Source organism: Mangrovibacillus sp. Mu-81, assembly GCF_036867415.1.
Taxonomy (GTDB): Bacteria; Bacillota; Bacilli; order Bacillales; family Bacillaceae_B; genus Rossellomorea.
Genome location: NZ_JBAJHU010000002.1, coordinates 281,153 through 297,579, shown reverse-complemented (window position 1 = coordinate 297,579; position 16,427 = coordinate 281,153). Strand labels below are relative to the sequence as shown.

Sequence of the window (16,427 nt, the reverse complement as noted above, 5' to 3'; positions counted from 1 at the left end):
GAAGATTTCATGAAAAAGTGGATTTTATTTTTAGCAGCAGTATTAATCGTCAGCTTACTTGCAGCCTGCGGAGGCGAAGAGGCAAGCTCGGGGGAAAAGAAAGAGATAACCATCGGGGCGACATCCGGTCCTTACAGTGATATGGTTACAAAAGCGATCAAACCGGGGCTGGAAGAGAAAGGCTACACGGTAGAGGTGAAGGAATTCAGTGACTATATCCAGCCTAACAATGCATTGGCACAGGGTGATCTTGATGCGAATCTGTTCCAGCATAAAATCTACATGGAAACATTCGCAGAACAGCACGGCATGGAGCTTTCGGAAGTCATCGTCGTCCCGACAGCACCGATGGGGATCTACTCGAATAAATTCGATTCTCTGGATACCATCAAAGAAGGCAGCGCCATCTCTATCCCGAACGACCCGACCAACGCAGCACGTGCATTCCAAATCTTAGAGGACGCAGAGCTGATCACGTTGAAAGAGGGGACCGACCCATTGACGGTTTCTGAAAAGGACATCGATAAAAACGTGAAGAACCTTCAATTCAAGCCGATCGAAGCGGCTCAGCTTCCAAGAGCGGTCGAAAGTGTCGACTTATCAGCAGTACCGGGCAACTACGCACTTGCGGCGAAAATGGACTTACTGGATGCATTGCAGCTTGAGAATATGCCGGACCAATACCGCAACCGAGTTGTCATGAACACGAAAGACGTCGACTCACAGATCGCGAAAGACATCAAGGCGGTGGTTGAAGCCGATGAGTTTGAGAAGACTATTGATGAAGAATTCAAAGGATTCGGGAAGCCGGAGTGGATGGAATAGAGTTAGTTAACAGCCTAATAGTGAGGGACGGGCATCCATTTGCCTGTCCTTCTTTTTTATTTTTTTGCTTGTTCCAGCAGTTGATTGAAGTGCAAGACGAAGATTCCTGCTGGAAAAGAGAGCCAGGTGAGACCTGTCCAGTACCGGCGGCTAGAGGCTCGAGACATTAGTCTCTGAGTGAGCAGCATCCACTTTTCTGATCCGCAGGTGTTTGTGACGAGAAGGCTCACCGGCTACCCGCGGAAAGCGAAGTCTTGAGCGGAGATCAACAGCGGTTCTAACAGAGTAAAAAGTATGATTAATCCAGATATTGTTCGAATTTAAAAGTAGAGTTATTAAGTTATATCCCAACCTCATTTAAACTAAGGTTGAATGCAGATTTACAATTTACACAAACTATTTAGGTCTAATTACCCTAGAAATATTACAATCATAAGTCAAAAGTTCTGATTTTGTAAAATAATTGAAAATATCTTAAAATTCGACGGAAAGATGCTATATTTAAAAGGAAGCTTAGTCAAAATTCTACATACTAAGCGGTTAATGGAAATAATTCGTGGAGGTGTTTTCATAGGATAAAGTAAATATCCGGGAAAGGTCCTTTTGGGGAAAAGGATGGGTTTTCGCGGAGAGAAGTGAAATCTTATGTAAGCGTTTGCATTTTGACTGTGCCAAATTTACTGTTAAACAAAGAAAGAGGAGGAACCAGTTTGAAAATCATGAAAAAGCAGTTGTTCATTTTGACAACGATTTTCGCCTTGCTTGCCGGGTATATCCTGCCTGTCGGCTCGATTGCATCTGCAAATGATACCTTAACGGTTCAGGAAGCAATTGAGAATAATGAGGGAACCGGAACAGTAAGTGGTTATATTGTTGGTCATACAAAGGCGACCGACAGTTATAATTTTGAAGCCCCTTTTGGCAATGACTATAACTTAGCTATTGCTGACAGCGTGGATGAAACAGACCCTGCTAAAATACTCCCAGTACAGATTCCGAGTGTATTCCGCCCGGCATTTGGTCTCCAGACTAATCCTGATATCATTGGTAAAAAAGTAACGATAACCGGAGACTTAACGGCATATTTTACTGTACCTGGTTTGAAAAATGCGACAGCCATGACCTTCGAAGGCGAGGAGCCTGAGGAACCGACTCCGTACGAAGGCATTGAAGGATTGAGTATCCATGACATCCAGGGTGAAAGTCATACATCCCCTTATGCTTCTGAAAAAGTAAAAGAAGTGGAAGGGATCGTCACACATGTAGAGGATGCAAGCAACTTCTACATGCAGGACCCCAATCCGGATGAGAATCCTGAGACTTCCGAGGCACTGCTGGTGTACAAGCCTTCTCACGGTGTGCAGGCCGGTGACCATGTAAAGGTCGACGGTCAGGTCAAGGAATGGGTGCTTGATGGTTACGACGAGAAATTACAGACAGACCTGGCGATGACTGAAATCAATGCTCAATACGGTAATGTCATTGTCGATTCAAGCGGCAATGACCTTCCTGAAGCACTTGTCATCGGGGAAGATGTTACACCACCGACGGACGTGATCGACAACGATCAATTCAGTGAATTCGATCCTGAACAGGATGGAATCGATTTTTATGAAAGTCTGGAAGGGATGCGCGTCGCACTTGAGAGTCCGATGATCACAGGTCCTCAAAAGTACGGTGAACTTCCAGTCATTACTGAGAAAGTCGATGGGAAAGCCTACACAAAAGAAGGCGCTCCACTATTGACTAAAGATAATCAGAACCCTGAAAGAATGTTCTTATTGCTGGATAACCGCGACTATGTTGCGAAAACGGGCGATCAATTTAACGGAACCGTTAATGGCGTTGTCAGCTACGGTTACAGCAACTTCAAGATTTTAGTCAATGAGGCAGAACTTCCAGAGTTAAATGAAAGAGAATTCACTCCGGAAGTGACAACAATTGAAAAAGATAATGAGGAATTATCCATTGCTGCATACAACATTGAAAACTTCGCAGCTGCTGACACGGATAAGCGTGATAAGCTTGCCAAATCGATGGTGGAGAACCTGAATTCCCCTGACATCATCGGGCTTGTGGAAGTGCTTGATGAAAGCGGAACGACAGATGACGGCACTGTAAAAGCAGATGCTAACTACAAAGCATTGAGCGATGCTGTTGCAAGCTTTGGAGGTCCAACCTATGCGTGGACCGAGATTGCACCGCAAGATAAGCAGGATGGCGGCGTGCCGGGCGGGAATATCCGTGTCGGTTACCTTTACAATCCTGAACGGGTGACTCTTGCAGAAGCTCAAAAGGGTGATGCAACTACTGCTGTTGCATATGAAGACGGTTCACTAACGGTAAACCCGGGAAGAATCGATCCGACGAATCCGGCTTTCGATGACAGCCGCAAACCGCTTGCAGCCGAATTCGACTTTAACGGAGAAGAAGTGATTGTAATCAACAACCACTTCAATTCAAAAGGAGGGGACGAGCCGTTATTCGGTAAAAATCAACCTCCAGTACTGGGAAGCGAGGCGCAGCGTCTGGAAATCGCCCAAATCGTAAACTCGTTTGTATCTGACATTCATGAAAAGAATGAAGAGGCGAACGTTGTGGTGATGGGAGACCTGAATGATTTTGAATTCTCCAACCCGCTGCAAACTCTTAAAGGAGACGTTTTAACAAATCTTGTTGAAACACTTCCTGAAAACGAAAGATATACGTACACCTATCAAGGGAACGCGCAGGTTCTTGATCATATGCTTGTATCCAACCAACTGGCTGCAGGCGCTGAGTTTGACATCGTGAACTTCAATTCTCCTTATATGGAAGAACACGGCCGTGCGAGCGATCATGATGCATTGGTTGCACAGCTTGATTTTGCAGAAGAACATACCAACGAAGACTTTAATCTTTCTATCATGCACACAAATGACTCACATGCCCATGTTGAAGGATATCCTCGTTTATTCACGGCAGTGAACGAGATCCGTGCTGAAAAAGAGAATTCTCTTCTTTTAGACGCTGGAGACGTATTTTCAGGTACACTTTACTTCCGTCAATATGAAGGATTAGCTGATTTGTGGTTCATGAACGAACTTGGTTTCGATTCAATGACATTGGGCAACCATGAGTTCGATAAAGATTCAGAAACACTTGCTAATTTTATCAAAGAAATGAACTTCCCGATGGTATCATCAAACGTGACGGTGACAGGTGATGCTGATCTTGAACCATTAGTGAAAAATGAAATTGGCAAGCCGGGAGAAGGCGGGAACATTTACCCTGCCATGATCAAAGAAGTAGATGGTGAAAAAGTGGGAATCTTTGGACTGACAACTCCGGATACAGCATTTATTTCCAGTCCGGGAGAGAATGTTGTCTTTGAAGACGCAGTTGAAAGTTCAACTGCTACGATCAATATGCTGAAAGAAGAAGGCGTAAATAAAATCATCGCGCTTTCCCACCTGGGTTATTCGAATGATCTGGAGCTGGCTGAAGCAGTGGACGGCCTGGACATCATCGTTGGAGGTCACTCCCATACGGTTCTTGAAGAGCCGGTCGTGATCGACAAAGAAGAACCGACCCTGATCGTGCAGGCCGGGGAGTACTTGAATCTCCTTGGGTTATTGGATGTGACGTTCAACTCTGAAGGGGTTGTCACAAGCCATATAGGTGAAGTACTTGATTTAGCAAATTACGAAGAAGATCCTGAAGCTCTTGCGAAAGTACAGGAATATAAAGCTCCGCTTGAGGAACTGAAAAGCGAAGTAGTGGGATCAACGGAAGTCGCGCTTAATGGTGAGCGTAATGACGTCCGCAGACAAGAAACCAACCTGGGTAACCTGATCGCAGACGGAATGGTTGCGAAAGCCAATGAGTTTGTCGAAACATATATCGGACTTACAAATGGCGGGGGAATCCGCGCATCAATCGACGCCGGGGAAATCACCCTTGGTGAAGTGCTGACAACGATGCCATTCGGCAATCAGCTTGTCACTCTTGATCTGACAGGGCAAGAGATCCTGGATGCCCTTGAGCACAGTGTGTCACGTGTGGAAGGTGAAGATGCACCGGGTGAATTCCTGCAGGTATCCGGTATTCACTTTAAATATGATGTAAACAAACCGGTCGGAGAGAGAGTATGGTCTGTCGAAGTGAACACGGCTGACGGTTTCAGGGATATCGATCCGGAACAGACATACCGTGTAGCGACCAACGCATTTACGGCGAATGGCGGAGACGGTTATGATATGTTCAAACAGGCGAAAGAGGAAGGCCGTCAAACCGACTTGTTCCTGGTGGACTTTGAAGTATTTACGGATTATTTGAATCTAAACAGTCCTGTTTCACCTCAGGTTGAAGGAAGAATCGTTCAAGAAGCACAGGCGGAAGAGCCTGTTTTAACTGGATGGGTATATACAGATGGCAACTGGTACTTCTATAATGACAATGGTGAAATGGAAACAGGCAAAATCAAGTGGAACGGCAAGAAGTATCACTTGAATGAAGACGGGACTCTTAAATTCGGAGGAGCCAATTCGAATGCGAAATGGCTGAGACCTAATGAAGAGGACAAGAATGGATGGGTTAAATCCAAAGGAAAATGGTTCTTCATGAGTGAAGAAGGTCCTGAAATTCCTGGGAATTCAGGTAAAGGTAAAAAGAAAGGTAACTAATAAAGAATCCAGATCCTTTTAATGAGGGGATCTGGTTTTTTTTGTTGAATATTTTTCAATTCATGTAGGATTTTCAAATGTTATCACGAATATATCTATTAACGGAATCATTAAGGAATATTTCCTTAAATGAGCAATCGACAGAAAAAGGAGTTCGTTGAAATGACTTTAGAACAGCTTGTGAAATCAGTAGAGAATAAAGTGATCGAGACGAGGCGGCATCTTCACCGGCATCCGGAATTAAGCGGAGAAGAATTTGAAACGTCTTCATTTATTCAACAGCAATTATCAGAAGCGGGAATCCCTTTCAAGACCGGTTATGCAAAGACAGGTGTGTTAGGGATTATTCAAGGAGACAAACCTGGCGGGACCGTGGCGTTAAGGGCGGATATAGATGCCCTGCCCATTCAGGAAGATAGTGACCTTGCGTTTAAATCGTCAACAGAAGGCAAAATGCACGCATGCGGACATGATGCACATACGGCCATGCTGATTGCAGCTGGAAAGGTGCTGGAGCAGATGAAATCCGAGCTTTCAGGTACCGTTCTCCTCGTGTTCCAGCCTTCGGAAGAAGATGCTCCGACAGGCGGATCACTGCAGATGATGGAAGATGGTGTCTTTGACGAATTTAAGCCGGATGTGATTTTCGGCCAGCATGTATGGCCGGATCTGCCTGTGGGAAAAGTCGGCGTTTTACCAAATGAAATCATGGGGGCATCTGACCGCTTTAAGATTACGATAAAGGGTTCCGGAGGTCATGCGAGTATGCCTCATCAGTCAAATGATGCGATTATCATCGCCAGCAATCTGATTACTCAACTGCAAACGATCGTAAGCAGAAATACAGATCCATTGGACTCGGCTGTCCTGACAATTGGGAAAATCGAGGGAGGTTACCGCTATAATGTCATCGCAGATCAGGTAACACTTGAAGGGACGATCCGGACGTTCAGAAAAGAAGTGAAAGAGATGGTGAAAAGCAGATTTCATACGATCATTGAAGGGGTTGAAAGGAGCTTTGGGGCAGATGTGCAAGTGGACTATTCAGATGGATACCCGGCGACAGTGAATACTCCTGAATGGTCGGAGCTGGTTCGGTCCTCTGCTGAAAAGGTATTGGGTGAAGATTCTGTGCCCGAGGTTTCTCCATCTCTTGGAGGGGAAGATTTCTCCCGGTTCTTACAGCGGTACCCCGGCGCATTTTACTGGCTGGGTACTTCTGTCCGGGAGACAGAGCAGCAATTTCCATTGCATGATCCACATTTTAAGCTGAATGAAGATGCCTTGCCTGAAGGTGTCAAACTAATGGTTCAACTTGCTCTTGATTCCTTGAGCGAACTGGAAAGAAAGGAGAGATGAAAGATGTCACGGCTTGAAGCGTTTCTCAAAGAGCTCTCACCTGAACTCATCGAATTCAGAAGGACGTTACATCGAAGACCTGAACTGGGTTTCACCGAATATGTAACTACCTATCTGATCGGAAAAGAATTGCAGAATCTTGGTTTCACCCTTCATCTGGGCAAGGATGCGCTCGTGTCTGAAGAAAGAATGGGGGTCCCATCCGAAGAGACTCTTCTTCTCCATGAAGAAAGAGCGAGAAGGGAAGGAGTGGAAGAAGCCTGGATTGTCAAAATGAAAGGCGGTCATACCGGGCTTGCAGCGACAATCGATACAGGCAAACAGGGACCGAAAATGGCTTTTCGGTTTGATATCGATGCACTTCCGATCAAAGAATCCGATGATTTGGATGGTCATTTCCCGGCAAACCAGGGTTTCCGCTCCCGGGAAGAAGGGGTCATGCACGCATGCGGTCATGATGGTCACGCAGCAATCGGCCTGGGGGTAGCGAAATTTCTATCAGCCTATCAACATGATTTAAACGGTTCCTTTACCCTCCTCTTTCAACCTGCTGAAGAAGGGGGGAGGGGATCAAACGCCATGGTTCAAAAGGGATGGTTGGCGGATGTCGATTATTTTGCAAGCGGACATATCGGGATACGGGATTCCCGCTTAGGGGCTGTGGCGGCCGCCACTCACTCCTTTCTCGCCTCCTCCAAACTAAATGTGAAATACAAGGGGAAATCAGCGCATGCAGGGCTTGAACCGGAGAAAGGAAAGAATGCACTGCTCGCTGCTGCGTCTGCAAGCGTTCATCTTTATTCGATCCCAAGACATTCAGAAGGTGCGACAAGAATCAACGTGGGAAGGCTTGAAGCTGGATCAGGGAGAAACATTATTGCCGATGAAGCCTACATGGAAATTGAAACCCGCGGTGAAACGAGGGACCTCAATCAATACATGCTGAACGAAGCTGAGCGGATTATCAGGGCGTCTGCCAATTTGTATGATGTAGGGGTGGTCATTGAAAAAGTCGGAAATACGGTTGAAGCAGCCTGTGATCATGAATGGTTTGAGTGGCTGAGAGAAGTCTGTAAAGAAAGCAGCCGCATAACGGAGGTGCATGAAAGTGTGCCCCTTAAAGCTTCAGAAGATGTCACCTACATGATCAATGAAGTTCAAAGGCACGGGGGTAAAGCGACCTTCATGATCTTTGGGACTCCTTTGAAAAAGGGACACCATCACGAAGGGTTTGATTTTGAAGAAGATGTCCTGACCATTGCGGTTGATGCCTTTGCACGATTAATTCTTAAAGCGGGAGGGTCTTATGATGAATGAATGGCTGGAATGCACATTGAAATCTCTTAACCTCACAGATTCGATGAAACGTCCTGACGGTTTTACCAGACTCGGATATTCGGAGGAAGAGCTTGAAGCCATGGCTGTCTTCAAACAAGTTTCTGAAGAACTAGGTCTGAAGGTCCGTCGTGATGAAGCAGGGAATCTCTTTGCAAGATGGGAAGGCGTTTCCGAGAACGTCGTCATGACGGGTTCCCATCTCGATACCGTTGAAAACGGGGGAGGATATGACGGTGCTGCGGGTGTTCTTTGCAGCCTTGGTGCTGTGAAAAAATTGAAGGAACATGGATTTGTGCCGCAAGCATCGATTGAAGTTGTCTGTTTTGCCTCTGAGGAATCCGCGCGTTTTGGGGTGTCTACGATTGGGAGTAAAAGTGTCTCCGGTATCCTTGAGCCTGCTGTTCAGGAGGTTAAAGACCGACACGGAATCACCGTGAAACAGGCGGTGGAATCTGTCGGGTTGAAATGGGAGAATATGTTGAATGCAGAGCGTTCAAAAGACGAGATTCTTTCATTCATCGAACTTCATATCGAACAGGGTACACAAATCGAGGATCACGGGGCCAAGTTCGGTGTCGTGCGCGGGGTGGCCTGTCCGATTCGGTTGAAGGTGAAGGCAGGTGGAATGGCCGGCCATACAGGCACGACCCCGATGGGAAAAAGAAGAGACGCTCTTGCAGCGCTTGCCCCCCTTATCTCATTTGTGTCAAATACAGCTGAGGCGTTGTCGGCCGCTTCATCGAAACCTCTTGTAGCGACAGTCAGCACACTGGACGTTAAGCCGAATGTCATGAATGTCATTCCCGGGTACGCAGGAGCGGGAATCGATATCCGTTCGGTAGACGATCAATTGAAACGTAAAATGGCTGATGAAATTATCGCATTTTGCAGAGGTTTAGAAGAAGAGTTTAATGTTACAATGTCAATAGAAACTCTAGTAGACAACTCTTCCATTCTACTGGACGGCAAACTGATGGCCAGAGTCAGGGATGCTGGTGAACAGCTTGGCTATCAAGCATTCGAAATGGACAGCGGTGCGGGGCACGACGTCATGAATATGGCTGCCAAGTGGCCGTCTGCATTAGTGTTCATTCCTTGTGAAAAAGGAATCAGCCACCATCCGGACGAATTTACTTCATTAGAAGACTTATCTATTGGAGTGGACATTCTAGCTGAAGTGTTGAAACAAGAAGCAGGTGATTAATTGTTGAAAATCAGAATTGGCGTGATCGGCCCTGATGATTCCATTGAGCGGATCAAATATGTGGCTTCTGCCTTTGAAAATATTGACTTGTTGACCTTTCCTTATCATGAGGTGAATGAAATAGAGGGAATTATAAAGGAAAACCGAAGCTTGGTCGATCAATGGTTTTTTTCCGGTCAGTCCCCATTTTTCTTTGCCTTGAAGAAAGGCTGGGTGAAGGAGTCGGAAGGAAGCTTTCCACCTTTGCACGGTTCGAGCTTCTTCGGGGCATTGTTGGAAGCTCAAATGAAAGAAGGTGCTCTTTTACATAAAATCAGCATTGACACGATATCCCGTCAGGAAATTGAAACTGCCTTCCAATTTCATTCGTTTAAGAATCTGAAGGTATCCAGTTACCCGTATGAAGGATACCGCAGTGCCCAAGAACTTGTGGACTACCATCGTTCCCTTTACGAAAAAGGAGAAATAGAGGCTGCCATCACATGTATCCAGAGTGTGCAGAGACAATTGCTCGAATCCGGTGTACCGTGTTATCGGGTGATTCCGACCAATTTGTCCATCCGGATGATCCTGCAGTATTTAATGGAACGTGCGCAGGCAAGCAAGTACCGAAAATCGCAAATTGCCATCGTGGGAATCGAAGTGATTTATTCGACCCAAACCTTGGATGAGTCCCATTACTCGTTTAAAATGAAGCACCAGGAGTTGGATCTTAAGCGCGATTTATTAGAGATAGCGCGTGAAGTGAACGGGTCGATGGTACAGCTTGGAGATGGACTGTTCTTTATTTATACGACGAGAGGTGAACTGGAGCTGAATGCGAAAGAGTCCGTGTTCTTAAGTCTGACAGGGGATGTAAAAAGGCATGTGGACCTGGATATCCGAATCGGCATCGGATTCGGTGTCAATGTTCTTGAAGCTGAGCATCATGTCCGCCTGGCGTTCCAGCATGCCAGGAAACATGACACGTCCATCGTGGTCAGCGTCAACGAAGATAGATCCGTGACCGAGATACTGCCCGCCTCCACCATCACCTACACCAGGCATAAATGGGATGAAAAGTGGGCCGGTCTTTTAAAAGAAGCAAATATCAGCGGTGCCACTGTTTCAAAAATCTTGTCCCTATCCAAGCATTATGAAAAAGAAGAAATGACATCGGTTGATTTATCCCGCTGGTTGAAAAGTACAGAACGAAACGGCCGCAGAATATTGACTGAATTAGAAAGAGTCGGCATTGTAAGAATCTGCGGAGAAGAGCAGGGCGGCGGCAGAGGCCGACCGAGAAAACTTTATCGGTTTGAATTGGATAAATAGAAACATGTAGTCTGGGCCAAATGAGCTTTAGTTAATCCGAACTTTAATTCAAATTCTTTCATTAGAATTTGAATTAGTTCGGATTTTTTAATAGGTTCTGTTAAAGATCGTCGCTCTTATTAATTTGTTCCAGCGGTTGATTGGAGTGCAAGACGCAGACTCCTATCAGAAAAGCGGAAGGGCTTTGCTCAGAGGCGTGTGGCATAAGGAGAATCGGCCACGAATGCGTTCTTTGCCTTCTTGGTCGATTTGACTTATGTCATGTGCCTCTAAGCCCTGCAGCTGGACAATTCCTCCTCGAATTTAAAGGAGGCTCACGGGCTACCCGCGGAAAGCGGAGTCTTGCACGGAAATCATTAGCGGTATTTAAAGTCAACACTGAAATTGTTCGTCTTTAGATAGTTGTTTTCTTGTTTTGTCCCAACCTCTTTTTTTCTTCCCTAAGTCTGTAAATTAAAAATTTTCTTATAAATATTAAAAAAATTGAAGGGATTATTGCATTCATCTCGAAATAGTTATTAACGGAAGTAAAAAGGAATTATTCCTTAATAAAACAAAAAGGAGTGTAACCATGACAAACCCTGGATTAGAACCTGATTCACCACCAAAGCAGAAGGGACTCCTTCGCTTCTTAAACGGCATTGAAAAGGTAGGGAATAAACTTCCCGATCCATTCATGCTGTTTGTGTACTTATCCTTATTTATCGTATTGTTTTCCTGGTTTATTTCCAGTCTGGGCGTAACGGTCATCCATCCGAAAAATGGAGAAGAATTAGCCATCAAGAGTCTGGTATCCGGAGAGGGACTTCAATATATTCTCACTTCGATGCTGGACAACTTTACCGGATTTGCCCCACTCGGTCTTGTTCTGGCCATGATGCTTGGAATTGGACTCGCGGAGAAAGTGGGTTTATTGGAAACAGCCATCAAGAAAACGGTGCTGAACGCGCCGAAAGGATTGGTGACGTATGCTGTCATCATGGTAGGGATCATGGGGAACTTAGCCTCTGATGCAGCTTTTGTCATCATTCCGCCGCTGGCAGCGATGGTCTTCTATACAATCGGTCGACATCCACTGGCGGGTCTGGCCGCAGGCTTCTCAGGTGTAGGGGCAGGTTTCACGGCAAACTTCATCATTACAGGGACAGATGCCTTATTGGCGGGGATATCGACAGAAGCGGCGAAAGCTTTTGACGTGACCGTGACACCGGTGGATAACTGGTATTTCATGATGGCGTCCGTCGTGATCCTGACCATTGTCGGTGCCCTTGTAACTGAGAAAATCATTGAACCCCGGTTAGGTACATATAAGGGGAACGTAGATAAGACATTGGAAAAGGAAAGTCCGCTTGAAGGGAAGGGCCTCCGGAATGCCGCAATCGCAGGCCTGGCGTATATCGCCATTTTGGCTGCAGCCATTGCCTGGCCGAATTCACCATTGAGGAACGAAGATGGGGGCATGATTCCTTCCACATTTTTGGATGGGATCATCCCGATCATCCTCTTCTTTTTCATCGTGATCGGGGTTACTTACGGAGTGACGGTCAAGAAGATCCAATCGAGCCGCGATGTGCCGAAGTTCATGACTGAAGCCATTAAAGATATGGGCGGTTATATCGTACTGATCTTTGCTGCTGCCCAGTTCATCGCTTATTTCAACTGGACCAACCTCGGGACATGGGTGGCTGTGAGCGGAGCCAATTTCCTGGAATCGATCAACATGACCGGTTTGGCGGCCATCATCGGGTTTGTACTTCTGACCGCATTGTTGAATTTATTGATCTTCAGCGGATCTGCACAATGGGCACTCGAAGCACCGATCTTTATCCCGATGTTCGCGGCACTCGGATATAATCCAGCCTTCGTACAGGCTGCCTACAGAATTGCAGACTCATCAACCAATATCATTACACCGATGAACCCATATATCATCGTCATACTCGCTTTCATGAAGGAATACGATAAAAAGGCAGGGCTCGGGACACTCATCTCACTCATGCTTCCGTATACCATTGCCTTCTTATCTGTTTGGATCATCCTGCTATTGGCATTTGCTTTGTTGGGAATTCCATTCGGTCCTGGTGTGGGTGTGTATTTGTAAGGCTCTTTTCACATTAAAAAGAAGCTATTGATAAACACAAAAAGAACTGGTTCACTCAGAACCAGTTCTTTCCTCTTTATACGGTTTGCTTTTCAGCCTCAATCACTGCCAAACGCTCTGCCACTTCTTCCTCAGTCAAACCGTGTTCAATGATGTAACGGTTTTCCTTGCTTCTGCGGCACTCGTCAGAACAGCTTCTCATATATTTATGCTCATTTTCTTCTGAGCATAGAATTTTCTTATTACATGGCGGGTGGGCACAGTTCACATAGCGTTCACATGGCTCTCCGTCATAATAGTCTTTCCCTACTACGACATGCTCTTTTTGGTTAACCGGCACGGCGATGCGCTCATCAAATACATAAAGCTGTCCGTCCCATAGATCACCTTGCACTTCAGGATCTTGTCCATACGTGACAATTCCTCCATGAAGCTGAGCAACATCCTCGAAGCCTTCTTTCAATAACCAGCCTGAGAATTTTTCACAACGGATACCGCCTGTGCAGTAGGTAATGATCTTTTTATCTGCCAGTAATTCTTTATTTTCACGCACCCAATCCGGAAGGTCACGGAAATTACGGATATCAGGTCTGATCGCTCCGCGGAAATGACCAAGGTCATATTCATAGTCATTACGCGCATCAAGAAGGATCGTGTCTTCACTTTGGATTTGTTCAAAGAAATCCTTCGGCGCCAAATATTGACCGGTAATTTCATGCGGATCCACATCATCTTCAAGACGAAGGGTCACAAGTTCCGGACGGTGTTTCACTTTTAATTTCTTGAAAGCATGTTCGTCTGCTTCGTCAATTTTGAAGACCGTATCAGAAAAATGAGGATCATTTTTCATTGCCTCCATATACGCATCCGTCTGCTCAATCGTACCTGAGCACGTTCCGTTGATTCCTTCAGAGGAAATCAGGATACGCCCCATCAGGCCAAGCTCCAGGCATAATTCCTTATGCAGGGCAGTCTTTTCCTCGGGGTTTTCAATTGTTACATAGTTGTAGTACAGAAGGACTCTGTAAGGTTTGTGACTCATATTCATTTCCACCTATCGATTTATATTTGCAAGATATAATCTTAGGATCTTTTCCTTATTACTCTTACGACATCATATTATAACAAATTTTATATGGAATGCACCAGATTTACTGAAAGAAGTAAGAGGAGTGGAAGGAAAAAGAGGTGGAAATTGGTAACCACTGCTATTTAGCCCGCAGCCGGAATACACTTCGCTTTCCGCGGGTGACCCGTGAGCCTCCTCGCTCGTACCTTCCTGCGGGTCTCAAATTGGCCACTGGTCCCGCAGGAGTCTTCGTGTATTCCGGCTGCTCAGAACCTTTTTCTTTATTTTCATCATAAAAGGAATATTCTTATAGAATACATGATTTCCTGAAAATTTCAGCTTTGGTGGGGTAATCAAAGTAAAGAATTAAGATATTAAAATTGAAAATGGTTCCCGAATTTGAAATAATTAGAAATAGAGAATGAAAAGTATATAAAGGGAGTTGTCCTACATATGGGGAAGAAATTTTTCATGCTTGGTCTCTTGGTTATAGTGGGACTTGTCGTTGCAGGCTGTCAGGAAAAGGCACAGCCGGATGACCGGTTGAAAGAGTATGTCGATCTATGGAACGATAAGAAATTTGAAAAGATGTATGAGACGTATCTGTCATCTTCTGCAAAAGATACATATAAAAAAGAAGATGCTGTGAAAAGACCAGCCGATATTTACGAAGATCTGGCTGTTAAAGAACTTAAAGTCGAATTCAAGAAGCCTAAGGAAGAAAAGGAATGGGATAAGGAAAAGAAAGCTGAATTTCCTGTCACCATCTCCATGAATACACTTGCGGGTGAAGTTTCTTATGAAGAAACCATCACGCTTACAAAGGAAGAAAAAGAGGATAAAGAAAATTGGTATGTGGATTGGAAGCCGTCATTTATCCTGCCTGAGATGGAACAAGGTGATAAGGTCGGGGTGGAAAGCATCACGGCCAAACGAGGTGAGATTTACGACCGGAATGAAAATCCACTGGCCATCAACGGCGAGTCGTTTGATATTGGAATCGTGCCAAAAGAATTTAACGATAGTGATTTAGACAAACTATCCTCACTGGTGGGGGTTTCTCCGGAAGCCATCCAGAAAGAATTGAACCAAAGCTGGGTGCAGCCCGAATATTTTGTGCCGATCAAGAAGCTTCCGATTTCAGAGCGTCCGCTTGCACTGAAAATCATCGAGCTTCCCGGGCTCTATTCCAAGCGGGTGGAAGCACGTCAATATCCATATGGAAAAGCTGCAGCCCACCTTACCGGCTATATCGGTAAAATCAATGCGGAAAAGCTGGAGAAGTTAAAAGATAAAGGGTATACTGCACAATCCCTGCTTGGCATCAGCGGGGCGGAGGAAGTGTATGAAGAAAAGCTCCGGGGCCAAAGCGGACAGCGGATTTACCTCACGAAAGAGGCGGGGGAAGAAGTGACGATAGCCGAACAGGAAGTGAAGAACGGTGAAAACGTCACGTTGACCGTAGATGCAGAGATGCAAAAGAAACTTTACGAGCAAATGAAAGATGAAGTCGGAACGGCAGCAGCGGTCGATCCTGAAACAGGAGAGGCATTGGCACTCGTCAGCGTCCCTTCCTATGACCCGAACGAGTTTGTCCTGGGAATCGCTCCTGATAAGTACGATAAAATCTATAACAATCCCGACAAACCGCTGCGTAATCGTTTCTACCAAACGTATTCCCCTGGTTCGGCAATGAAGGGAATCACCGCAGCCGTCGGATTGAAATCCGGCAAGCTCGCTCCGAATAAAACCTTTGAAATCAAGGGTAAGAGATGGCAGAAAGACGAGTCATGGGGCGGTTACGAAGTCGTGCGTGTGTTCGATAACGACAGTGTCGTTGATCTCGAAAGCGCCATGAAATTCTCAGATAACATCTATTTCGCACGTGTCGGACTTGAAATGGGTGCCGATACCTTTATCCAAGGTCTAAAAGATTTTGGATTCGGCGAAGAAATCCCGATGTCCTATCCGATTGAAAAATCACAGATCTCTAATGATGGAAAAATTTCTAAGGAAATTCAACTCGCCGACTCAGCCTTCGGACAGGGGGAAGTGCTGATGAGTGTCGTCCATCTTGCCAGTGCCTACGGCGGCATTATCAACGACGGCACCATGATGAAGCCCGTTTTATTGAAAGAAGAAGAACAGGGAACCTGGAAAGACAATCTGTTAAGTCCGGAACAATCGCAGTTGATGAGGACGAACCTCCGAAAGGTTGTCACCGAAGGAATCGCCGGTAAAGCCCAGGTAGCCGGGAAAGAAATTGCAGGTAAAACCGGAACGGCCGAGATCAAAGCTGAGCAAGGTACGACCGGGAAGGAAAATGGATTATTTGTTTCCTACGATCAGAAAAATCCGGAGTTCATTCTGGCAATGCTATTAGAAGGAGTCGAGGACCGCGGCGGAAGTACGCATACGGTTCAAGTCGCGAAGAAATTTTATCAGAGTTACTAGTTAGAGAATAAGAATTTAGCCTGCCGGGTGGTGTCCGGCAGGTTTATTTGATGTTGGTGCACCGCGAGAGAGGATTTATTGGAGTTTTATGGATAACGA

Annotated in this window: 9 protein-coding genes; 8 read left to right on the top strand and 1 reads right to left on the bottom strand. The window is 45.6% G+C overall.

From position 1 onward, the window contains the following. Positions 1–9: 9 nt before the first annotated feature. From V6B33_RS05145 to V6B33_RS05115, 7 genes are all read left to right on the top strand, one after another. Positions 10–825: a MetQ/NlpA family ABC transporter substrate-binding protein gene (locus V6B33_RS05145; protein WP_334216676.1), complete on the top strand. Its 816-nt coding sequence runs from the start codon at positions 10–12 to the stop codon at positions 823–825. 719 nt (positions 826–1,544) lie between these two features. Then, positions 1,545–5,489: a 5'-nucleotidase C-terminal domain-containing protein gene (locus V6B33_RS05140; RefSeq protein ID WP_334217061.1), complete on the top strand. Its 3,945-nt coding sequence runs from the start codon at positions 1,545–1,547 to the stop codon at positions 5,487–5,489. A gap of 162 nt (positions 5,490–5,651) precedes the next feature. Continuing rightward, positions 5,652–6,848, top strand: coding sequence for a M20 metallopeptidase family protein (locus V6B33_RS05135; RefSeq protein ID WP_334216675.1), 1,197 nt, complete (start codon positions 5,652–5,654; stop codon positions 6,846–6,848). A 3-nt stretch (positions 6,849–6,851) separates the two neighbouring features. Then, a complete protein-coding gene (locus V6B33_RS05130) occupies positions 6,852–8,165 on the top strand; it encodes an amidohydrolase (protein ID WP_334216674.1) in 1,314 nt (437 codons plus the stop codon). Beyond that, on the top strand, positions 8,155–9,390 hold the full coding sequence (locus V6B33_RS05125; protein ID WP_334216673.1) for a M20 family metallo-hydrolase: 1,236 nt from the start codon (positions 8,155–8,157) through the stop codon (positions 9,388–9,390). Before V6B33_RS05130 ends, V6B33_RS05125 begins: the two co-directional genes overlap by 11 nt. 3 nt (positions 9,391–9,393) lie before the next feature. After that, positions 9,394–10,704, top strand: coding sequence for a hypothetical protein (locus V6B33_RS05120; protein WP_334216672.1), 1,311 nt, complete (start codon positions 9,394–9,396; stop codon positions 10,702–10,704). 571 nt (positions 10,705–11,275) lie between these two features. After that, positions 11,276–12,805: an AbgT family transporter gene (locus tag V6B33_RS05115; RefSeq protein WP_334216671.1), complete on the top strand. Its 1,530-nt coding sequence runs from the start codon at positions 11,276–11,278 to the stop codon at positions 12,803–12,805. A gap of 76 nt (positions 12,806–12,881) precedes the next feature. On the opposite strand, the gene trhO is transcribed toward V6B33_RS05115, so the two are convergent. After that, entirely contained in the window at positions 12,882–13,847 is a 966-nt protein-coding gene (gene trhO / locus V6B33_RS05110) for an oxygen-dependent tRNA uridine(34) hydroxylase TrhO (protein WP_334216670.1), read from the bottom strand. 480 nt (positions 13,848–14,327) lie between these two features. Here trhO and V6B33_RS05105 point away from each other — a divergent pair, with 480 nt between their 5' ends. Further along, on the top strand, positions 14,328–16,328 hold the full coding sequence (locus tag V6B33_RS05105) for a penicillin-binding transpeptidase domain-containing protein (protein WP_334216669.1): 2,001 nt from the start codon (positions 14,328–14,330) through the stop codon (positions 16,326–16,328). The last annotated feature ends 99 nt before the right edge of the window (positions 16,329–16,427 follow it).

What these genes read in the sequence shown, in the direction of transcription:
- V6B33_RS05145 (WP_334216676.1), top strand. Translation starts at nt 10, where the DNA reads ATGAAAAAGTGGATTTTATTTTTAGCAGCAGTATTAATCGTCAGCTTA.
- V6B33_RS05140 (WP_334217061.1), top strand. Translation starts at nt 1,545, where the DNA reads ATGAAAAAGCAGTTGTTCATTTTGACAACGATTTTCGCCTTGCTTGCC.
- V6B33_RS05135 (WP_334216675.1), top strand. Translation starts at nt 5,652, where the DNA reads ATGACTTTAGAACAGCTTGTGAAATCAGTAGAGAATAAAGTGATCGAG.
- V6B33_RS05130 (WP_334216674.1), top strand. Translation starts at nt 6,852, where the DNA reads ATGTCACGGCTTGAAGCGTTTCTCAAAGAGCTCTCACCTGAACTCATC.
- V6B33_RS05125 (WP_334216673.1), top strand. Translation starts at nt 8,155, where the DNA reads ATGATGAATGAATGGCTGGAATGCACATTGAAATCTCTTAACCTCACA.
- V6B33_RS05115 (WP_334216671.1), top strand. Translation starts at nt 11,276, where the DNA reads ATGACAAACCCTGGATTAGAACCTGATTCACCACCAAAGCAGAAGGGA.
- trhO (WP_334216670.1), bottom strand. Translation starts at nt 13,847, where the DNA reads ATGAGTCACAAACCTTACAGAGTCCTTCTGTACTACAACTATGTAACA.
- V6B33_RS05105 (WP_334216669.1), top strand. Translation starts at nt 14,328, where the DNA reads ATGGGGAAGAAATTTTTCATGCTTGGTCTCTTGGTTATAGTGGGACTT.